The following is a 19,646-nucleotide window of genomic DNA, read 5'->3' on the forward strand; positions in this document are numbered from 1 at the left end:
ACACGGTCGTGGCCCCCGCGGAGAACTGTCAGCCGCTCACACCACGGCCGAGCTCCCACAACTGAAGCGTCGAGGACGAGTTGAGGGCGTAGGAGATGCCCGTGATGTCGTCCCGCGCGGCTACGTACTGCTTGCCCTGCCACAGCGGCAGGACTGGAACGTCGTCGGCGACGATGTCCTGGATCTCCGTCAGGCTGTTGGCGGCGCTGAGCCGGTCCGCTTCGCGGCGGGACTGCGGGATCAGCGTGCGCTGGATGGTGCTGTTGGAGTACGGCGAGCCCAGGAAGTTGTCCTTGTCGAGGAAGGGCGCGAGGAAGTTGTCGGCGTCCGGGAAGTCGGGGAACCAGCCCATGCCGTAGACGTCGTACTCCCCCTTCCGCTCGGCGGGCCGGTAGGTGGCCCAGGGGTGGCCCTGGATGCTGACGTCGAACAGACCGCTGCCGTTGAGCTGCTTCTGCAGGATCTCGAACTCCTGCTTGGTGGCCGAGCCGTAGTGGTCGGTGGTGTAGTGCAGGGTCAGCTTCACCGGGGTGGTGATGCCGGCCTTGCTGAGCAGGCTCTTGGCCTTGTCGACGCTGGGGTTGCCGTACTTGTTGAAGAACGAGTTGGAGTGGCCGGTGACGGTGGCCGGGACCAGCGAGTACAGCGGCTCGGCCTGGGTTCCGTAGACCTTGGAGACCAGTTCGCCGCGGTTGATGACCTGGGCCATGGCCTGGCGTACGGCCTTGGACTTGACCGACGGCGCGTCGGTGTTGAAGGCCAGGTAGCGGATCTCCAGTCCCGGCATGTCGACCAGGTCGACCTGGTCGTCGGTGCCGGCGTCCAGCTTCTTGATCTGTGCGGGCGACATGGTGCGGGTCATGACGTCGATGTCACCCTTGTCGATCGCGGCGCCCATGGCGTCGGCGTCGGCGTAGGTGCGGATGACGACCTGGTTGTTGTTGACCGTCACGCTGCCCTTGTAGGTGGGGTTCTTGGTGAACGTGGCGCTGACGATCGCGTTGTCCTTGACCTCGGCCTTGAAGGTGTAGGGGCCCGAGCCGTCCACCTCGAAGCCGGCGCGCAACTTGTCCTTCTGGTAGTCCTTCGGGTCGATGATGCCCGCTACCGGCGTGGACAGCTTGTACGGGAAGGTGGCGTCGGCGGTCTTGAGGTGGAAGATGACCTTGCGGTCACCCTGCGTCTCCACGGTGTCGACGGTGTTCAGCAGGGCGGAGACACCACTGTCGGCCTTGATGCGCATCGCGCGGTCGATGGAGAACTTCACGTCCTCGGCGGTCAGCTTGTCGCCATTGGCGAACGAGAGCCCCTCACGGAGCGTGCAGGCGTAGCGCTCGTTGCCGCTGTCGGTGAAGCCACAGCTCTCAGCGGCTTCCGGGACGGGTTCGCCCTCGCCCTTGGGCTGGGTCATCAGGGTCTGCACGGTCTGACGCAGGACGTTCCAGGTGCCGACGTCGTACGCGTAGGCCGGGTCGAGGGGCGCTGGAGCATCCTTGGAGGCGGTGAACCGGTCCGTGGTGCCGACGACGATGGCGTCGCCGCCCTTGCTCCCACTGTCGGTTCCGCCGCACGCGGCGAGAACCGGGGTGAGCAGGCCGGCCACCGCCGGCAGCACCAAAGTCTTGCGGTTCATGCGGGAGTTTCTCCAGAACTGTTCTATTCCGTGTACCTGACATGCATGGGTGGTGCAGCGGATCACGGGGGGTTGCGGCGATGTTCTCGCGATGAGATTAGTCCGCGCCCGCAGAAGGTTTCACAGCCGCATGAGTTGACCCGCCATCACGCAGTGAAGCCAGGCGCGGACGCACCGAAAACCCGACAGCGACAGGATTAGTGCAGCATCCCATCAATCGGGACACATGGACTCACCGATTCCGACCCAACCCGGACCGTCAGCACAGCCCGGCAACGTTGTCGAGGCCTCCAGGGGTGGGGAACGTCACACTTCGAACTGTGTGGGCGTCAGCGGAATTCGACCGGACGATCTGCTCCGAATTCCGCTCGGGCGCACTTCCCTGGACATTTGTCCAGCGCAGCCAATAGGCAATGCACGCTGGGTGAACGGCTAGAACATGTCCGTCATCAGGCCGTGCAGAAAAGCGAGGTTGACCTCTTCCAGGGAGGGGACCACGGTGCGCCCCTCGGACGGGGCGATGGGGGCGACGGAGGGTACGGCTACCACACGGCAGCCTGCTGCCTCGGCGGCGGCGACGCCGGTCGCGGTGTCCTCGACCACGGCGCACCTGGTGGGCTCGGCACCGAGCCCCGCGGCTGCGAGCAGGTACGGGTCGGGGTGGGGCTTGGTGCGCGAGACCTCGTCACCAGCGATGGACAGGGCGAAGTGGTGCGAACCGAGCACGGTCAGCACTCGGTCGATGATGCGCCGGTGGGAAGCGGACACCAGGGCCGTGGGGACGCCGTGCTCGTGGAGTTCGGCGAGCAGACGGGTTGCGCCGGGCATCAGCGGCAGCGTGTGGCCGATGCGTTCCTCGAAACCGTCGTTGAGCAGCACGGCGAGTTCGGCGAGGGTGATGTCGGCGCCGGTGGCCTCGATGAGGAAGCCGGCGCTGCGGGTCATGGGTCCGCCGACCACGACGTGCCGCCAGGACTCGTCCAACGCGTGGCCGAGGGAGGCGAAAACGGCCACCTCGACGTCCCACCAGAAACCCTCGGTGTCCACCAGGGTCCCGTCCATGTCGAGGAGCACCGCCTGCAGCGCGAGGCCTTCGGTCATCGGCGTCTCCGCCCGAGCGGGGCCAGGGGCCCGGGGAAAGGTTCTGGGCGCGGGGACCGTGCTGGTCATCCTGGCGCACCTCCTTGAGGGACGGTCAGGCCGGTTCCCGAACAGGGAACCGGCCTGCGATGGACCGACCAGTGTACGACTCCGGCGACCGAAGCGCTTCGTTTATCACTCGCGCACGGGGGTACCCCTGAGTCACCCCCGGCGCGGGACGGGAGGCGTTGCCGCGCGCGCTGAAGCCGGACTCAGCGGGCGTTGAAGTACTTTGCCTCGGGGTGGTGGAGGACGATGGCGTCGGTGGACTGTTCGGGGTGGAGCTGGAATTCCTCGGAGAGGTGGACGCCGATCCGTTCGGGTTCGAGCAGGTCGGCGATCTTGGCGCGGTCCTCCAGGTCGGGGCAGGCGCCGTAGCCCAGGGAGAAGCGGGCACCACGGTATTTCAGGGCGAACATGTCCTCGATGGCCGCCGGGTCCTGGCCGGCGAAGCCGAGTTCGGCGCGGACCCGGGCGTGCCAGTACTCGGCCAGCGCCTCGGCCAGCTGGACGGACAGGCCGTGCAGTTCGAGGTAGTCGCGGTAGGCGTTGGAGGCGAAGAGCCGGGCGGTCTCCTCACCGATGCGGGAGCCGACGGTGACGACCTGCAGGCCCACGACGTCGGTCTCGCCCGATTCCTCGGGGCGGAAGAAGTCGGCCAGGCACAGGCGCCGGCCCCGGCGCTGACGGGGGAAGGTGAACCGGGTGCGTTCATGACCGGCCTCGTCCAGGATGATCAGGTCGTCGTCCTTGGACACGCAGGGGAAGTAACCGTAGACCACGGCCGCTTCCAGGAGGTTGTCGCTGTGCAGTCGGTCGAGCAGGCCGCGAAGGCGCGGCCGACCCTCGCCCTCCACCAGGTCCTCGTATGAGGGTCCCTCCCCGGTACGCGCCTGCTTCAGCCCCCACTGGCCCTTGAACAGAGCGCCCTCGTCGAGCCAGCTCGCATACTCCCTGAGCTGGATGCCCTTGACGATGCGGGTGCCCCAGAAAGGCGGGACGGGTACGGGGTTGTCGGTGACGACGTCGGAGCGGACGTGCCCCTCGCGCGCGGGCTCCGCCCCCTCCACCACCGCTGCTGCCGCCGACGGGCGGACCCGGCGCTGGCGCAGCTCCGGCAGCTTGGCTCCCGGCACCCCGCGCTTGACGCCGATCAGAGCGTCCATCAAGCTCAGGCCTTCGAAAGCGTCCCGGGCGTAGCGGACCTCGCCGTCGTAGACCTCGTGCAGGTCCTGCTCGACGTAGGCGCGGGTCAGGGCGGCACCACCGAGGATGACCGGGAACCGGGCGGCCAGCCCGCGCTGGTTCAGCTCCTGCAGGTTCTCCTTCATGATCACCGTGGACTTCACCAGCAGCCCCGACATGCCGATCACATCGGCCCGGTGCTCCTCGGCCGCCTCCACGATCGCGGACACCGGTTGCTTGATCCCCAGGTTGACCACGTGGTAGCCGTTGTTCGACAAGATGATGTCGACCAGGTTCTTACCGATGTCATGCACGTCACCGCGCACGGTGGCCAGCACGATCGTGCCCTTGCCCGCTGAGTCGGACTTCTCCATGTGCGGCTCCAGATAGGCCACCGCCGCCTTCATCACCTCAGCGGACTGCAGCACGAACGGCAACTGCATCCGGCCCGAACCGAACAGCTCCCCGACCACCTTCATCCCGTCCAGAAGCGTCTCGTTGACGATGTCCAGCGCCGGGCGCGTCCGCAGCGCCGCATCCAGATCGGATTCCAGGCCCTTGCGCTCGCCGTCGACGATCCGCCGCTTGAGCCGCTCCTCAAGCGGCAGCGCGGCCAGTTCCTCCGCCTTGCCCGCCCGCAGCGACTTCGCCGTGGCCCCCTCGAACAACCCCATCAGCTTCTGCAACGGGTCGTAGCCCTCACGGCGCCGGTCGTAGATCAGGTCGAGCGCCGTATCCACCTGCTCCGCGTCGAACCGCGCGATCGGCAGGATCTTCGACGCATGCACGATCGCCGAGTCCAGCCCCGCCTTCACGCACTCGTCCAGGAACACCGAATTCAGCAGGATCCGGGCAGCTGGGTTCAGGCCGAAGGAGATGTTCGACAACCCGAGCGTGGTCTGCACCGCCGGATGCCGCCGCTTCAGCTCCCGGATCGCCTCGATCGTGGCCATCCCGTCCCCGCGCGACTCCTCCTGTCCGGTGCAGATGGTGAACGTCAGCGTATCCACGAGGACGTCCTCCTCGCGGATTCCCCAGTTCCCCGTCAGATCCGCGATCAGTCGTTCGGCGATCTCCACCTTCTTCTGCGCGGTACGGGCCTGCCCCTCCTCGTCGATCGTCAAGGCGATCAGTGCCGCACCGTGCTCCCTCGCCAGCTCCGTCACCTGCGCGAACCGGGAACCGGGACCATCACCGTCCTCGTAGTTCACCGAATTGATCACCGCACGGCCGCCCAGTTTCTCCAGCCCCGCCCGGATGACCTCCACCTCCGTGGAATCCAGCACCACCGGAAGCGTCGAAGCGGTTGCGAACCGGCCGGCCAGCTCCTCCATGTCCGCCACGCCGTCCCGGCCGACATAGTCCACACACAGATCCAGCATGTGTGCGCCCTCACGGATCTGTTCCCGCGCCATCTCCACGCAGTCGTCCCAGCGGGCCTCCAGCATCGCCTCGCGGAACCTCTTCGACCCGTTGGCGTTCGTCCGCTCACCGATCGCCAGGTAGGACGTGTCCTGCCGGAACGGCACCGACTGATACAGCGAAGCCGCACCGGGCTCCGGGCGCGGGCTGCGCACCGGTACGGTCACGTCCCGCACCCGCTCCACCACCTGCCGCAGATGCTCCGGCGTCGTCCCGCAGCAACCACCCACCAACGACAGGCCGTACTCACCCACGAACGTCTCCTGCGCGTCCGCCAGCTCGGACGCGGTCAGCGGATAGTGCGCACCGTCCTTGCCGAGCACCGGCAGGCCCGCATTGGGCATGCACGACAGCGGAATCCGGGCATGATGGGCCAGATGGCGCAGGTGCTCGCTCATCTCCGCCGGACCCGTGGCGCAGTTCAGTCCGATCATGTCGATGCCCAGCGGCTCCAGCGCGGTCAGCGCGGCACCGATCTCCGAGCCCAGCAGCATGGTGCCGGTCGTCTCCACCGTCACCGACACGATCACCGGTAGGTCCAGTCCCAGAGCCGTCAGTCCGCGCCGGGCCCCGAGTACGGCCGCCTTGGTCTGCAGCAGGTCCTGGGTGGTCTCCACCAGCAACGCGTCCGCGCCGCCGGCGACCAGACCCTCCGCGTTGCGCTGGTAGGCGTCGCGCAAGGTCGTGTACGGGACATGCCCCAGGGTGGGCAGTTTGGTGCCCGGCCCCATCGACCCCAGCACCCACCGCTGCCGGCCGTCACGCGCGGTGAACTCGTCTGCTGCCTCCCGTGCCACCCGGGCACCGGCCTCGGACAGCTCGTGCACCCGGTCGGGGATGTCATACTCGCCCAGCGCCGAGTGATTGGCGCCGAACGTGTTCGTCTCCACGCAGTCGACACCCACCGCGAAGTACGCCTCGTGCACGGAACGCACGATGTCCGGACGAGTGAGGTTGAGGATCTCGTTGCAGCCCTCAAGCTGCTGGAAGTCGTCGAGGCTCGGCTCCTGGGCCTGGAGCATCGTGCCCATGGCCCCGTCGGCGACCACCACACGCGTGGCGAGTGCCTCTCGGAGCGCGGACGCACGGGCCCGGCTGTCGGCGGAACGGGACGTTGGCAACGACGCCATGAAGGGGCTCCCTGAGGTGCGACGGCTGTCGGCTATGCGGTTACCCGGCCAGCGGGATGCCGCACGGCGTCAGAGTAACCGGGAGTCGGCCTTGATGGGCAGCCACGTCCACGTGCCGGACTCGGGTGACCCGCGCGCCCCGCTTGGGTCACGTGTGATGTAACAGGCGTCGTCCACCCATTAGCGGGAGATCGGCGTGGACCGGTAGTGTTCGACATTGCCGAACGGCGGTAGTGAGGCGTACAGCGGTAGGACGGTGCTCGGCACCGGGGACGGCAGGGACCGGCGTTCGCCGGAGCCGAACCGGAGTCGCAGGGGACGGAGGCAGGACGGCGATGGCACGGAACATCCAGTCGCTCGAACGGGCGGCCGCGATGCTGCGGCTGCTCGCGGGCGGCGAGCGGCGGCTCGGCCTCTCGGACATCGCCTCGTCACTGGGACTCGCCAAAGGCACCGCCCACGGCATTCTGCGCACCCTCCAGCAGGAGGGATTCGTGGAACAGGACGACGCCTCCGGGCGCTACCAACTGGGGGCGGAACTGCTGCGCCTGGGCACCACCTACCTCGATGTGCACGAGTTGCGGGCCCGGGCCCTGGTGTGGACCGACGACCTGGCCCGGTCCAGCGGGGAGAGCGTGTACCTGGGCGTCCTGCACCAACACGGCGTGCTGATCGTGCACCACGTCTTCCGGCCGGACGATAGCCGGCAGGTGCTGGAGATCGGCGCCATGCAGCCGCTGCACTCCACCGCGCTGGGCAAGGTCCTCTCCGCCTACGACCCGGTGGCGCACAGCGAGGTGCTGGAAGCCGACCGGAAGGCGTTCACGGACCGCACGGTGTGCGATCCGGGCGACTTCGAGCACATCCTCGACATCACGCGTGCACGTGGCTACGCGGCCGACGTGGAGGAGACCTGGGAGGGCGTGGCGTCCATCGCCGCCCCCATCCACGACCGGCGCCGCATGCCCGTGGGCGCGGTGGCCATCACCGGGGCCGTGGAGCGACTGTACCGGGAGGGCGAACTGCGCCCCGAACTGATCGCGGCGGTACGCGACTGTGCCCGGGCCGTGTCCAGGGACCTGGGCGCGGGACGTTTCTGAGCGCTGCGCGCTCCTGCGGAGGATGACCGGGACGCCGGGCGGCGTCCCGGTCATCGCCCTACCCTGAAATATGGCAAATAGGGCATACATGCATGTCGGTGCACGAAGAGCGATAACCCGCAGCGATCAATAACGATCCTGTTTTCGATAACAGAACTCTTGACGCATGCGTAACGCCGAAGCAAGACTCCCGTCCATCGGTCGGCATTGTCGAACACCTACCGGCAATACGCGCTAAGGTGTGACAACGCCAAGGGCCGGCATCGCTCTCACCCCCGAGGGCGCCAGAACCCCCGGTGGGACCCGGGGTTCGGTTACCCCTGGACGAAGGACAAAGGAGTCGCGGGTGTCCAGCTCCGACATCTTCATCGGCGAGACCATCGGTACCGCCATACTCATCCTGCTCGGCGGCGGCGTCTGTGCCGCCGTGACCCTGAAGGCCTCCAAGGCCCGCAACGCCGGTTGGCTCGCTATCACCTTCGGGTGGGGCTTCGCCGTCATGACGGCCGTGTACATCTCGGCGCCACTGTCCGGCGCCCATCTCAACCCCGCGGTCACCGTCGCCCTGGCCATCAAGGACGGCGATTGGACCAACGTGCCGACCTACTTCGCCGGGCAGCTGCTCGGCGCGATGATCGGCGCGACCCTGGTGTGGGTGGCCTACTACGGCCAGTTCCACGCGCACCTGACCGACAGGGAGATCGTGGGCGGTCCGGGCGCCCAGGCCACCGCGACCAAGGCGGTCGAGGCCCAGGAGAAGGGCGCCGGCCCGGTCCTCGGTGTCTTCTCCACCGGTCCGGAGATCCGGAACGCCATACAGAACCTGGCCACGGAGATCATCGGCACGATCGTCCTGATCCTGGCGGTCCTCACCGAAGGCCTGAACGACAAGGGCAACGGCCTCGGCGTCATCGGCGGCCTGATCACCGCGTTCGTGGTGGTCTCGATCGGCCTCTCCCTCGGTGGCCCGACGGGCTACGCGATCAACCCGGCCCGTGACCTCGGCCCGCGCATCGTGCACGCCCTGCTGCCCCTGCCCAACAAGGGCGGTTCCGACTGGAGCTACGCCTGGATCCCGGTGGCCGGTCCGCTGATCGGCGGCGCGATCGCTGCAGGCATCTACAACGTCGCTTTTGCTTAAGACGTACCGAATCTCCGAGCACGCGCCGTACGTACAGCCCCTTCACAACGGACCTCTCAGGAGCACACAGTGACCGACGCCCACACCTCAGGCCCCTTCATCGCGGCGATCGACCAGGGTACGACCTCCTCGCGCTGCATCGTCTTCGATCGTGACGGCCGTATCGTCGCCGTCGACCAGAAGGAACACGAGCAGATCTTCCCGAAGCCGGGCTGGGTCGAGCACAACGCCAACGAGATCTGGACCAACGTCCAGGAAGTCGTCGCCGGAGCCATCAAGAAGGCCGGTATCACCCGGGACGACATCAAGGCCATCGGCATCACCAACCAGCGCGAGACCACCGTGCTGTGGGACAAGAACACCGGTGAGCCCGTCTACAACGCCATCGTCTGGCAGGACACCCGCACCGACGCCCTCTGCAGAGAGCTGGGCCGCAACGTCGGCCAGGACCGCTTCCGCCGGGAGACTGGTCTGCCGCTGGCTTCCTACTTCGCCGGCCCCAAGGCCCGCTGGCTGCTCGACAACGTCGACGGCCTGCGGGAGCGCGCCGAGGCCGGGGACATCCTCTTCGGCACCATGGACACGTGGGTCATCTGGAACCTCACCGGCGGTGTCAACGGCGGCCGGCACGTCACCGACGTCACCAACGCCTCCCGCACCCTTCTCATGAACCTGCACACGATGCAGTGGGACGACAAGATCGCCGAGTCCATCGGCGTGCCGCTGGCCATGCTGCCGGAGATCCGCTCCTCCGCCGAGGTATACGGCGAGATCAGCGGCGGCAAGCTCGGTGACCTGCTCGGCGGTATCCCGGTCGCCTCCGCACTCGGCGACCAGCAGGCGGCCCTGTTCGGTCAGTGCTGCTTCTCCGAGGGCGAGACCAAGTCGACCTACGGCACCGGCACCTTCATGGTGATGAACACCGGCGACAAGATCATCAACTCCTACGCCGGTCTGCTGACCACCGTCGGCTACAAGATCGGCGACCAGCCGACGGTCTTCGCCCTGGAGGGCTCGATCGCCGTCACCGGCTCACTGGTGCAGTGGATGCGCGACCAGATGGGCCTGATCTCCACCGCCGCCGAGATCGAGACGCTCGCGCTCTCGGTCGAGGACAACGGCGGCGCCTACTTCGTGCCGGCCTTCTCCGGCCTGTTCGCCCCGCACTGGCGCTCCGACGCCCGCGGTGTGATCGCCGGCCTGACCCGGTACGTGACCAAGGCACACCTCGCGCGCGCCGTCCTGGAGGCCACCGCCTGGCAGACGCGGGAGATCGCCGACGCCATGGTCAAGGATTCCGGCGACGAGCTGGTGGCCCTCAAGGTCGACGGCGGCATGACCGCCAACAACCTGCTGATGCAGACCCTCTCCGACGTCCTGGACGCGCCCGTGGTGCGCCCGATGGTCGCCGAGACCACCTGCCTCGGCGCCGCCTACGCCGCCGGCCTCGCCGTCGGCTTCTGGTCCAGCACCGACGAGCTGCGCGCCAACTGGCGCCGGGCCGCCGAGTGGACCCCCCGCATGGACGCGGAGACCCGCGACCGTGAGTACAAGAGCTGGCTCAAGGCCGTCGACCGGACCATGGGCTGGCTTGAGGACGAGAGCTGAGCGGTTCCTCCCCCGGCTCAGCAAGCTCTGACGAGGAGTAAGTACCCGACATGACCAGTCAGTCCACCCTGCAGTCCGTACCTGCCCTGGGGACGCACCCGGCCTCCGGCTCGCACCCGAGCCGGGCCGAGACCAGGGAGCAACTCTCCAAGGCGTCGTACGACCTTCTTGTGATCGGCGGCGGCATCCTGGGCATCTCCACCGCCTGGCACGCCGCACAGTCCGGGCTCAGGGTGGCGCTGGTCGACGCCGGCGACTTCGCCGGAGCCACATCCTCCGCCTCCTCCAAGCTCCTCCACGGCGGTCTGCGCTACCTGCAGACCGGTGCGGTGAAGCTGGTGGCGGAGAACCACTTCGAGCGCCGTGCGGTCTCCCGCCAGGTGGCCCCCCACCTGGCGAACCCGCTGACCTTCTACCTCCCCGTGTACAAGGGCGGGCCGCACGGCGCGGCGAAGCTCGGTGCGGGCGTCTTCGCCTACTCCGCGCTCTCCGCCTTCGGTGACGGCGTGGGTCACCTGCTCTCCCCCGCCAAGGCGGCGCAGGACGTGCCGGAGCTGCGGACCGAGAACCTGAAGGCCGTGGCCGTGTACGGCGACGACCAGATGAACGACGCGCGTATGGCGCTGATGACGGTCCGCGCCGCCGTCGAGGCGGGCGCGACGGTCCTCAACCACGCCGAGGTCACCGGGCTGCGCTTCACCAAGGGCCGGGTCACCGGTGCCGACCTGAAGGACCGGGTGTCGGGCGAGGAGTTCGGCGTCAGCGCACGTCTGGTGCTGAACGCGACCGGCCCCTGGGTCGACCACCTGCGCCGGATGGAGGACCCGGGCGCGGCACCGTCCATCCGTCTGTCCAAGGGCGCGCACCTGGTGCTGAAGCGCACCTCCCACTGGAAGGCCGCCCTCGCGACCCCGATCGACAAGTACCGCATCACCTTCGCCCTCCCCTGGGAGGACATGCTGCTGCTCGGCACCACCGACGAGGAGTACGAGGGCGACCCGGCGGACGTGGCGGTCAACGACAAGGACATAGCCCAGATCCTGGACGAGGCGGCATTCTCCGTCCGGGACCAGCAGCTGTCCCGCGATCTGATCACCTACGCCTTCGCTGGCCTGCGCGTGCTGCCGGGCGGCCCCGGCGACACCGCCAAGGCCAAGCGCGAAACCGTGGTCACCGAAGGCAAGGGCGGCATGCTGTCCGTCGCGGGCGGCAAGTGGACCACCTTCCGGCACATCGGCCGTACGGTGATGAAGAAGCTGGAGGAATTGCCGGGCCACCCGCTCGGCGACGACTTCGAGCCGATCTCGTCCCTGCCGAAGAAGCTGCCGCTGCCGGGTGTCGCCAACCCGCGCGCGGTCGCCCACCGCCTGCTGGTGGACCACCCGGCCCCCGGCCCCCGCATGGCCGCCGACACCGCCAGGCACCTGGCGACCCACTACGGCTCCCTGGCCTTCGACATCGCCCGCTTGGCGAACGAGAACCCGGAGCTGGCCGAGCGCGTCCACCCCGACGCCCCGGAGATCTGGGCGCAGGTCGTCTGGGCCCGTGACCAGGAGTGGGCCGAGACGGCGGACGACGTGTTGCGCCGACGTACGACGCTGACCATCCGGGGTCTGGCCACGGACGAGGTCCGGGCGAAGGTCCAGGACCTGCTCGACAAGGAGTAGGAGCGCCCGAGTGCCCGGAACAGGGGCGGCCCCACACGGGTGGGGCCGCCCCTGGCGTGTGCGGGACGCGGGATCGGAAGGAACGATCCCGCGTCCCCACGAGTAGGGTGCGCTCAGACATCCGATGTCCGGGGCGGCAGGGAGGCCGGTCATGGCAGTCACCGACGAGGCGATCGAGAAGATCAAGGCCATGATCGTCTCCGGTGCGCTGGGCCCCGGCGACCGACTACCGAAGGAGAGCGAACTCGCCGCCGGGCTGGGATTGTCGCGCAACTCCCTACGGGAGGCCGTACGGGCGCTGTCGCTGATGCGGATCCTGGATGTGCGCCAGGGCGACGGCACGTACGTCACCAGCCTCGATCCGCAACTTCTGCTGGAGGCAATGAGTTTCGTCGTGGGCTTCCACCGCGACGACACGGTGCTGGAGTTCCTGGCGGTGCGGCGCATCCTGGAGCCGGCTGCGACCGTGCTGGCCGCCTCCCGGATGAGCGAGCAGCAACTGGACGCTCTGTCAGCCGGGTTGGACGCACTGGGGTCCGAGCCCTCGGCGGAGGAACTGGCCGCCGCCGACCTGGAGTTCCACCGGGGCATCGCTCGCGCTTCCGGGAACTCGGTGCTGTGCTCGCTGCTGGACGGTCTGTCCGGCCCCACCGCCCGAGCCCGGATCTGGCGCGAGCTGGCGCAGGAGGACGCGGTCGGCCGCGCCCTGCAGGAACACCGGGCGATCCTGGGCGCGCTGCGCGACCGGGACGCCGAGGCGGCACGGTCCTGGGCGACCGTGCACATCGCGGGCGTGGAGCGGCGGCTGCGCGGCAGCCTGTGACCTGTGCGTGGCAAAGGAACGCTGGCGCCGGTCGACCGGGAGTGTCCCGAGATGGCGAACGGGGCAGTGATCCGTTCACTCCCCCGTACCAGGGGGCTGCGGTTACCCCCGCCGGACGCCGTAAGGTTGGTGAGTCAAGCGAGGGCACGTCGGAAGGAGGCACTGGGTGATCGAGCTGGAGGGGGTTCCCGAGCTGATCGACCCAGTCATGGTGGCCGCGTTCGAGGGCTGGAACGATGCCGGTGACGCCGCCTCCACGGTGGTGGCACATCTGGAACGCGAGTGGAAGGGCGAGGTGTTCGCGGCGCTCGACGCCGAGGACTACTACGACTTCCAGGTGAACCGGCCCACGGTGTTCATGGACGGCGGCGTGCGCAAGATCACCTGGCCGACGACCCGGCTGTCAGTGGTCCGCGTCGGCGGCGAGAAGCCGCGCGACCTGGTGCTGGTGCGCGGGATCGAGCCATCCATGCGCTGGCGCTCGTTCTGCAACGAACTGCTGGGTTTCGCACACGAGTTGGGCGTGGAGCTGGTAGTCATCCTGGGCGCCCTGCTCGGTGACACCCCGCACACGCGTCCGGTGCCGGTCAGCGGAGTCACGTCCGACCCGGACCTGGCCCGCCGGATGGACCTGGAGGAGACCAAGTACGAGGGCCCCACGGGCATCGTCGGCGTGTTGCAGGAGGCGTGCACACACGCCGGTGTCCCGGCGGTGTCGCTGTGGGCAGCCGTGCCTCACTACGTCTCGCAGCCGCCCAACCCCAAGGCCACACTGGCCCTGCTGAACCGGCTGGAGGACCTGCTCGACCTGCGGGTACCGCAGGGCGAGCTGCCCGAGGACGCGCGTGCCTGGCAGGTGGGCGTGGACCAGTTGGCCGCCGAGGACAGCGAGGTCGCCGAGTACGTGCAGACGCTGGAGGAGGCACGGGACACCGCCGAACTTCCGGAGGCGTCGGGCGAGGCGATCGCCCGTGAGTTCGAGCGGTATCTGCGTCGCCGGGACGTCAGCCCGCCGGGCGGCCACGCCACGGCGGACGGCGGGGACGGCGGCTCGTACCTGCGGGACGGTCAAAGCGGCAGGACCCGACCGCCGAAGCCGCCCCGGCCCGGTGCGGCCGAAGGCGACGACGGGGACGGCGACACATCCGAGGACTGAGCGGCGACGGAAGGGGCGGTTTCCTGCGCGGAACGCCCCTTCCGGCTAGTTGCGGACGGCCTGCCGTGCCCCGGGAGGTGTGTTCCGCGAGTCCCGCACAGCACCCACGGCGCCGGGCGCCGTGGGCACCGCAGAGGACGTGCGAAACACCCCCTAAAGCGCCACGCCCAGCAGGGCGTCCACGGCCCGGCTGACCACGCCTGGGGCGCCGACGTCGGTGCCGCCCTGCTGCTCCTGCCGGGCTGCCCAGCGGTCGACGGCGGCGAGCGCGGCGGGCGCGTCCAGGTCGTTCGCCAACGCCTCGCGGATCTCCTCCACGAGCACGTCGGCGGACGGACCGTCGGGCCGGGAGACGGATGCGCGCCAGCGGCCGAGGCGGGCGACGGCGTCCCCGAGGACCTGGTCGGTCCACTCCCAGTCAACGCGGTAGTGGTGGGCAAGCAGCGCGAGGCGGATCGCGGCGGGGTCCACGCCGTCGCGGCGCAGCCGGGAGACGAAGACGAGATTGCCCTTGGACTTGGACATCTTCTCGCCGTTCAGGGCGACCATGCCGGCATGGACGTAGGCCTTGGCCATGGGGAACTCGCCGGTGAGCACCTGGGCGTGCGAAGCGCCCATCTCATGGTGCGGAAAAGCAAGGTCAGATCCGCCGCCCTGAACGTCGAAGCCCATGCCGAGGTGGTCGAGGGCGATCGCCACGCACTCGATGTGCCAGCCGGGCCGGCCTCGGCCGAGGGAGCCGCCGTCCCAGCTGGGCTCGCCCTCGCGGGCCGCCATCCACAGCATGGGGTCCAGGGGATTCTTCTTCCCCGGCCGGTCAGGGTCGCCACCACGCTCGGCGGACAGCAGGCGCATCGCGGCCGCGTCCAGGTTCGAGACCTTGCCGAAGTCCGGGTCGGACTCGACGGAGAAGTAGACGTCGCCCTCCAGTTCGTAGGCCGCGCCGAGCTCGCACAGCCGCTCCACGAGCGGGACGATGCCGGGTATCGCCTCGACGGCACCTATGTAGTGTCGCGGCGGGAGCATCCGCAGTGCGGTCATGTCCTCACGGAAAAGGCTGGTCTCCTTCTCGGCGAGAGCGACCCAGTCGACGCCGTCCCGCTCCGCGCGCTCCAGCAGCGGATCGTCGACGTCGGTGACGTTCTGGACGTAGTGGACCTGCCGCTTGGTGTCGAGCCACACGCGCTGAACGAGGTCAAACGCGTTGTAGGTCGCCGCGTGACCGATGTGGGTCGCGTCGTACGGCGTGATGCCGCAGACGTAGATACGGGCGACGGGACCGGGGTCGAGGGTGACCAGACCGCCGGTCGCGGTGTCGTGGATCCTCAGGTCGCGGCCCTGACCAGGCAGGGCGGGGACCTCGGAAGCGGGCCAGGCATGCATGTACATGAGCCTAACCGGCGGCGGGCCACCTATACGAACGGGATCGCCCTGGATGGCCGACCTGGCGATCTTGCGGATCCGTGCCCGCTGTGCATGCTCGGTGAGCCGGGGCTCAGACGGGCGGCCAGGGAATCGCCGGCCATTTTCCGGCGGGTTCCGGGTGACGGCCGGAGGCGAGCAATACGTCGACGCGAGCGCGCGTGGCATCGATCTCGGCCGTTGTGACGAGTCCGGTCAGGCGCTCGCCGAGTCTTCCGCCCAGGGCGGCCCGCAGCCCCTTGAGCACGCCGACGGCCTCCGCGGTGAGCGGTTCCCCGGCCCACCCCCACAACAGTGTGCGCAGCTTGTCGTCGACGTTGAAGGTGACACCGTGGTCGATGCCGTAGAGCCGGCCGTCGGCAGTGGGCAGCAGGTGACCACCCTTGCGATCGGCGTTGTTGATGACGGCGTCCAGGACGGCGAGGCGGCGCAGCCGCTCGTCGTCGGCGTGCACCAGCAACGCCGTACTGTCCTCGCCGACCTCGGCGAGTCCGACGGCCTTCCAGCCGGGCTCCGCTTCCTCGCGGTCGACCAGCGCGAGCAGCTCCGTCTCGCCGCCGACGTCGATCCAGAGCTGGCACATGCCCTCGCCGTACGGGCCGTCGCGCAGCACGGTTGGTGGGACGAGTCCCCATCCGGTGGCCTCAGAGACCTCGTAGGCAGCCACCTCGCGGCCGGCGAGGGTGCCGTCGGGGAAGTCCCACAGCGGGCGCTCGCCGGCCACCGGCTTGTACACACAGCGCGCCTCCTGGCCGCCGTGGACGACCGTGCAGAACAGGGCCGCGTTGGACGCCTCGCGGATCCGGCCGCGCACGGTCAGCTCACCCCGCGCGAGCAGTTCGACAGGGCTGGGGCCGGCTGTCACGCTCCTCGGCGGTATCCGTTCTGGCGCGGACATACGTGTCCTTCCGGATCGAGCGGGAGGCTGCACAGCGGGCACGGCGGCCGCCCGGCGTTGACGACGTCGAGGGCGCGCTTGGCGAAGGCCCGGGCCTGTGCGCCGGTGAGCCGGACCCGCAGCATCGGGGGCCCGTTCTCCTCATCCTGGAGCAGCCGTTCCTCGGCTTCGGCGAGGTCCTCCTCCGTGTCGGCGTCCAGCTCGACGAGAGCCTGTGCCTCAACGATCATGCGCTGCTCGTCACCGTCCCAGGCCAAGGCCATGGTGCCGACACGGAACTCCTCCTCGATGGGGGTGTCCAGCGGGGCCGTGTCGGCGATCTCGGCGGGTGCCACTGCAGGCACGGCGGCGCTGCCACCGCTACGCCGTACGACCTCGTCGAGCAGTTCGTCCATGCGCTCGGCGAGCGCGGCGACCTGGGTCTTCTCCAGGACCACGCTGGTCGTTCGGGAGCCTGCGGTGGCCTGGAGGAAGAACGTACGGCGTCCGGGCAGTCCGACCGTGCCGGCGACGAAGCGGTCCGGCTTGTCGTAGAGGAACACCTGACGGGACACGTCCTGTCTCCATGGGATTCGAGGGCTTCGGCAGTGCGGGCCATTGCGGATGCGCGACTGGGTGGATTCGCTTCACCCTACTGCGGCCGACGATCACGGTGCGCCCGCACCACCCCCGACCGGTGCGTCGCCCTCGCCCGGCTCCTCGCGCGGAGCGAGCGAGGCGAAGTCCCCGGTGTCGCCGAGGCGGACCAGGAACGGCCTGAGCCGGGTGTAGCGGATCGCGGTGATGGAGCATGGTTCCACCGAAATCCGCTGGAAGAGGTCGAGGTGGAGTCCGAGGGCTTCGGCGATGAGTGACTTGATGATGTCGCCGTGGGAACACAGGAGGTAGACGGCGTCGGCACCGTGATCGCGCGCCACGCGCGCGTTCCACTCGCGTACGGCTTCGGCAGCGCGGGTCTGCATGGCCCGCATGGACTCCCCGCCGGGGAACGCGGCGGCCGACGGGTGCGCCTGCACGACCTCCATCAGCGGTTCGTCCTGCAGTTCGGCGAGCTTGCGGCCGGACCAGTCGCCATAGTGGCACTCCCCGATACGCTCATCAGTGTGAAGGCGCAGTTCCGGGCGGGCCTGGAGCAGCGGCTGTACCGTCTCCCGGCAGCGCTGAAGCGGGCTGGTGACGACCTCGGAGATCGGCAGGCCCGCGAGCCGGCCGGGCAGCGCGGCGGCCTGTGCGGCGCCGCGCTCGTCCAGGGCGACGCCTGGTGTCCACCCAGCGAGCACGCCGGAGGTGTTGGCGGTGGAACGTCCGTGCCTTACGAGGATCAGCGTGGGCATGCGGCAAGCGTAGGGGCAACGTCACCGTGTAGCGGTGGGAGGGCGAAGGGAGAGCGCGCCGCATGATCGTGGACTGCGCCGTCTACCGAGACGGGCACCGTGCCGAGGGGCCGGAGGACCTGTCCGAGGCGCTCACCGGTGCGCGCGCGGCGGGCGGCTTCGTGTGGATCGGGCTGCACGAGCCGTCCGCGCGGGAGTTCGACCTGGTCACCGAGGGGTTCGGGCTGCATCCGCTGGCCGTCGAGGACGCGCTCAAGGCACATCAGCGGCCGAAACTGGAGGTGTACGACGACTCGCTGTTCATGGTGCTCAAACCGGTCGTGTACGACCCGGAGAGCGACACCGTCTCGGCCGGCGAGGTCATGGTCTTCGCCGGCGACTGCTTCGTGGTGACCGTCCGACACGGTGAGGGCGCGCCACTGGCCGCCGTACGGCGTCGACTGGAGGCCGAGCCGGAGATGCTCGGCAAGGGCCCCACCGCGGTGCTGTACGCGATCTCCGACGCCACCGTCGACCACTATCTGGAGGTGGCGACCGAGCTGCAGACGGACCTGGAGGAACTGGAGGCCGAGGTATTCCGGCCGGAGGGCGGCGGCTCACGCAACACCGCGTCCCGGATCTACACCTTCAAGCGGCAAGTCCTTGAGTTCCGCCGGGCCACCGGGCCGCTGGCGCCGCCGCTGGCCCGGCTGGCCGGTGCCGGCCCGCTGGGCGGCACGGTGCCCTTTGTGCACGACAAGGCGCGGCCGTTCTTCCGGGACGTGGGCGACCACCTCACGCGCGTGAACGAGTCCGTCGAGGCGCTGGACCGGCTGGTGTCGGACATTCTCTCGGCCCATCTGGCGCAAATGAGCGTGCGGCAGAACGACGACATGCGGAAGATCTCCGCGTGGGCGGCAATGGCCGCGGTCCCCACCATGATCGCAGGGGTCTACGGCATGAACTTCGACCGCATGCCCGAGCTGCACTGGGTGTGGTCGTACCCGGCGGTGATCGTGGTGATGGCGGTGCTGGAGGTGCTGCTGTACCGGCTGTTCAAGCAACGCGGCTGGCTGTGAGGCCGTCAGCGAACGGGGTGCCCCGTCAGGCGAACTCGGGAGCGGAAGTCGCCGGCCCGCCGAGAGCGTCGCGGTGCGCGGGCATACTGAGGGTGACCATCCGACGCCAGCCGACGAGGCGTTCGTAGGCGTACATGGCGTGGAGGCCGACAGTCAGCACCGCCGACTTGGCCGTCGACCAGCCCAGGATGCGGCCCATGCGGGCCATCACGGCGAGACTGACGTCCCGGTGGACGCGGATCTCCGCCAGTGCGCACTCGCGCAGGGTGCGCTGGATGAGCCGGCCGTGTCCGGCGGCAGCGAGCCGCAGCAGCTCCTCATGGGTGTAGGCGAGGTGGTTGTCCTCGTCGTGTGCGATCACGCGGATGGCCCGGCCGACGTCGGGGTGCTCGGCGAAGTGCTTGAGGAGCAGTTGCATCTGCTCGGCGGCGCGCTGTTCGGTGACCCGGCTGTGGGCGAGGTAGACGACGATGTCCCGCTCGGTGAGCGGCTCGTCGCGGTTGAGCTTGTCGTGGGCGAGCCCGATGCCGCGCCGTTCCAGGAGCATCGTGTAGTCGGTTCCGGGCGGGACCGGGACGGGGGCGAGTCCCCGCTTCTTCATCAAGGCGTTGAAGATGCGCCCGTGTTTGTCCTCGTCAGCGCCGTGGCGGGCGATCTTCGGGGCCAGTGCGCGCTCACTGTGCGGTACCAGTGCGGCGATGCGTCCGTTCTCCCAGCCGCCCTGGGACTCACCGCTGGCGGCGATGGAGCAGAAGAGCCGGAAGGACTCGTCGTCGTCGAGGATCTCCTGGAACAGATTCTTGGCCGAAAGCATGGGCACACCTCTCTACAGGATTCCGCAGAGAACGAGTCAAATGCGGACAAAGAGGAGCCGCAACAGAAGGGCGAACCGACTCGCCCGAAAGGGGGAACCGCTGGGTCGTAACCGT

At 69.0% G+C, this 19,646-nt stretch carries 15 protein-coding genes; 7 read left to right on the top strand and 8 right to left on the bottom strand.

Annotation, left to right across the window (positions count from 1 at the left end):
* Positions 1–28: 28 nt before the first annotated feature.
* The 3 genes from LK06_RS05085 to metH form a co-directional block, all read right to left on the bottom strand.
* Positions 29–1,633, bottom strand: coding sequence for an ABC transporter substrate-binding protein (locus LK06_RS05085; RefSeq protein ID WP_039648735.1), 1,605 nt, complete (start codon positions 1,631–1,633; stop codon positions 29–31).
* Positions 1,634–2,065: 432 nt separating this feature from the next.
* Positions 2,066–2,803: an HAD family hydrolase gene (locus tag LK06_RS05090; RefSeq protein ID WP_078858882.1), complete on the bottom strand. Its 738-nt coding sequence runs from the start codon at positions 2,801–2,803 to the stop codon at positions 2,066–2,068.
* Between the two features lie 182 nt (positions 2,804–2,985).
* Positions 2,986–6,510 (bottom strand): methionine synthase, encoded by a 3,525-nt coding sequence (gene metH / locus LK06_RS05095; RefSeq protein ID WP_039648733.1) that lies wholly within the window; start codon positions 6,508–6,510, stop codon positions 2,986–2,988.
* 335 nt (positions 6,511–6,845) lie between these two features.
* Between metH and LK06_RS05100 the strand changes: the two genes are divergently transcribed.
* The 6 genes from LK06_RS05100 to LK06_RS05125 all read left to right on the top strand — a co-directional run bounded on the left by LK06_RS05100 (position 6,846) and on the right by LK06_RS05125 (position 14,005).
* Positions 6,846–7,610 (top strand): IclR family transcriptional regulator, encoded by a 765-nt coding sequence (locus tag LK06_RS05100; protein ID WP_039648732.1) that lies wholly within the window; start codon positions 6,846–6,848, stop codon positions 7,608–7,610.
* 346 nt (positions 7,611–7,956) lie between these two features.
* A complete protein-coding gene (locus LK06_RS05105) occupies positions 7,957–8,751 on the top strand; it encodes an MIP/aquaporin family protein (protein WP_039648731.1) in 795 nt (264 codons plus the stop codon).
* Between the two features lie 69 nt (positions 8,752–8,820).
* A complete protein-coding gene (gene glpK / locus LK06_RS05110; protein WP_039648730.1) occupies positions 8,821–10,359 on the top strand; it encodes a glycerol kinase GlpK in 1,539 nt (512 codons plus the stop codon).
* A gap of 50 nt (positions 10,360–10,409) precedes the next feature.
* Entirely contained in the window at positions 10,410–12,026 is a 1,617-nt protein-coding gene (locus LK06_RS05115; protein WP_039648729.1) for a glycerol-3-phosphate dehydrogenase/oxidase, read from the top strand.
* Between the two features lie 151 nt (positions 12,027–12,177).
* On the top strand, positions 12,178–12,849 hold the full coding sequence (locus tag LK06_RS05120) for a FadR/GntR family transcriptional regulator (RefSeq protein ID WP_039648728.1): 672 nt from the start codon (positions 12,178–12,180) through the stop codon (positions 12,847–12,849).
* A 166-nt stretch (positions 12,850–13,015) separates the two neighbouring features.
* Entirely contained in the window at positions 13,016–14,005 is a 990-nt protein-coding gene (locus LK06_RS05125; RefSeq protein ID WP_039648727.1) for a PAC2 family protein, read from the top strand.
* A gap of 153 nt (positions 14,006–14,158) precedes the next feature.
* Here LK06_RS05125 and mshC read toward each other — a convergent pair whose 3' ends face one another.
* The 4 genes from mshC to LK06_RS05145 all read right to left on the bottom strand — a co-directional run bounded on the left by mshC (position 14,159) and on the right by LK06_RS05145 (position 17,659).
* A complete protein-coding gene (gene mshC / locus LK06_RS05130) occupies positions 14,159–15,388 on the bottom strand; it encodes a cysteine--1-D-myo-inosityl 2-amino-2-deoxy-alpha-D-glucopyranoside ligase (RefSeq protein WP_039649100.1) in 1,230 nt (409 codons plus the stop codon).
* A 112-nt stretch (positions 15,389–15,500) separates the two neighbouring features.
* Positions 15,501–16,325: an SCO1664 family protein gene (locus LK06_RS05135; RefSeq protein WP_052269724.1), complete on the bottom strand. Its 825-nt coding sequence runs from the start codon at positions 16,323–16,325 to the stop codon at positions 15,501–15,503.
* Positions 16,289–16,879 carry a DUF3090 domain-containing protein gene (locus tag LK06_RS05140; protein WP_039648725.1) on the bottom strand — a complete coding sequence of 197 codons (591 nt, stop codon included), beginning with the start codon at positions 16,877–16,879 and terminating at the stop codon, positions 16,289–16,291. Before LK06_RS05140 ends, LK06_RS05135 begins: the two co-directional genes overlap by 37 nt.
* A 93-nt stretch (positions 16,880–16,972) precedes the next feature.
* On the bottom strand, positions 16,973–17,659 hold the full coding sequence (locus LK06_RS05145) for a histidine phosphatase family protein (protein WP_043433698.1): 687 nt from the start codon (positions 17,657–17,659) through the stop codon (positions 16,973–16,975).
* A 62-nt stretch (positions 17,660–17,721) separates the two neighbouring features.
* On the opposite strand from LK06_RS05145, the gene corA reads away from it, so the two are divergent.
* A complete protein-coding gene (corA, locus tag LK06_RS05150; RefSeq protein ID WP_039648723.1) occupies positions 17,722–18,717 on the top strand; it encodes a magnesium/cobalt transporter CorA in 996 nt (331 codons plus the stop codon).
* A gap of 25 nt (positions 18,718–18,742) precedes the next feature.
* Here the strand turns inward: corA and LK06_RS05155 are convergent, their stop codons facing one another.
* The gene (locus LK06_RS05155) at positions 18,743–19,531 is read right to left on the bottom strand and encodes a hypothetical protein (protein ID WP_039648722.1); all 789 of its coding nucleotides are present in this window, start codon (positions 19,529–19,531) and stop codon (positions 18,743–18,745) included.
* Between the last annotated feature and the right edge of the window lie 115 nt (positions 19,532–19,646).

The organism is Streptomyces pluripotens (assembly GCF_000802245.2).
Taxonomy (GTDB): domain Bacteria; phylum Actinomycetota; class Actinomycetes; order Streptomycetales; family Streptomycetaceae; genus Streptomyces; species Streptomyces pluripotens.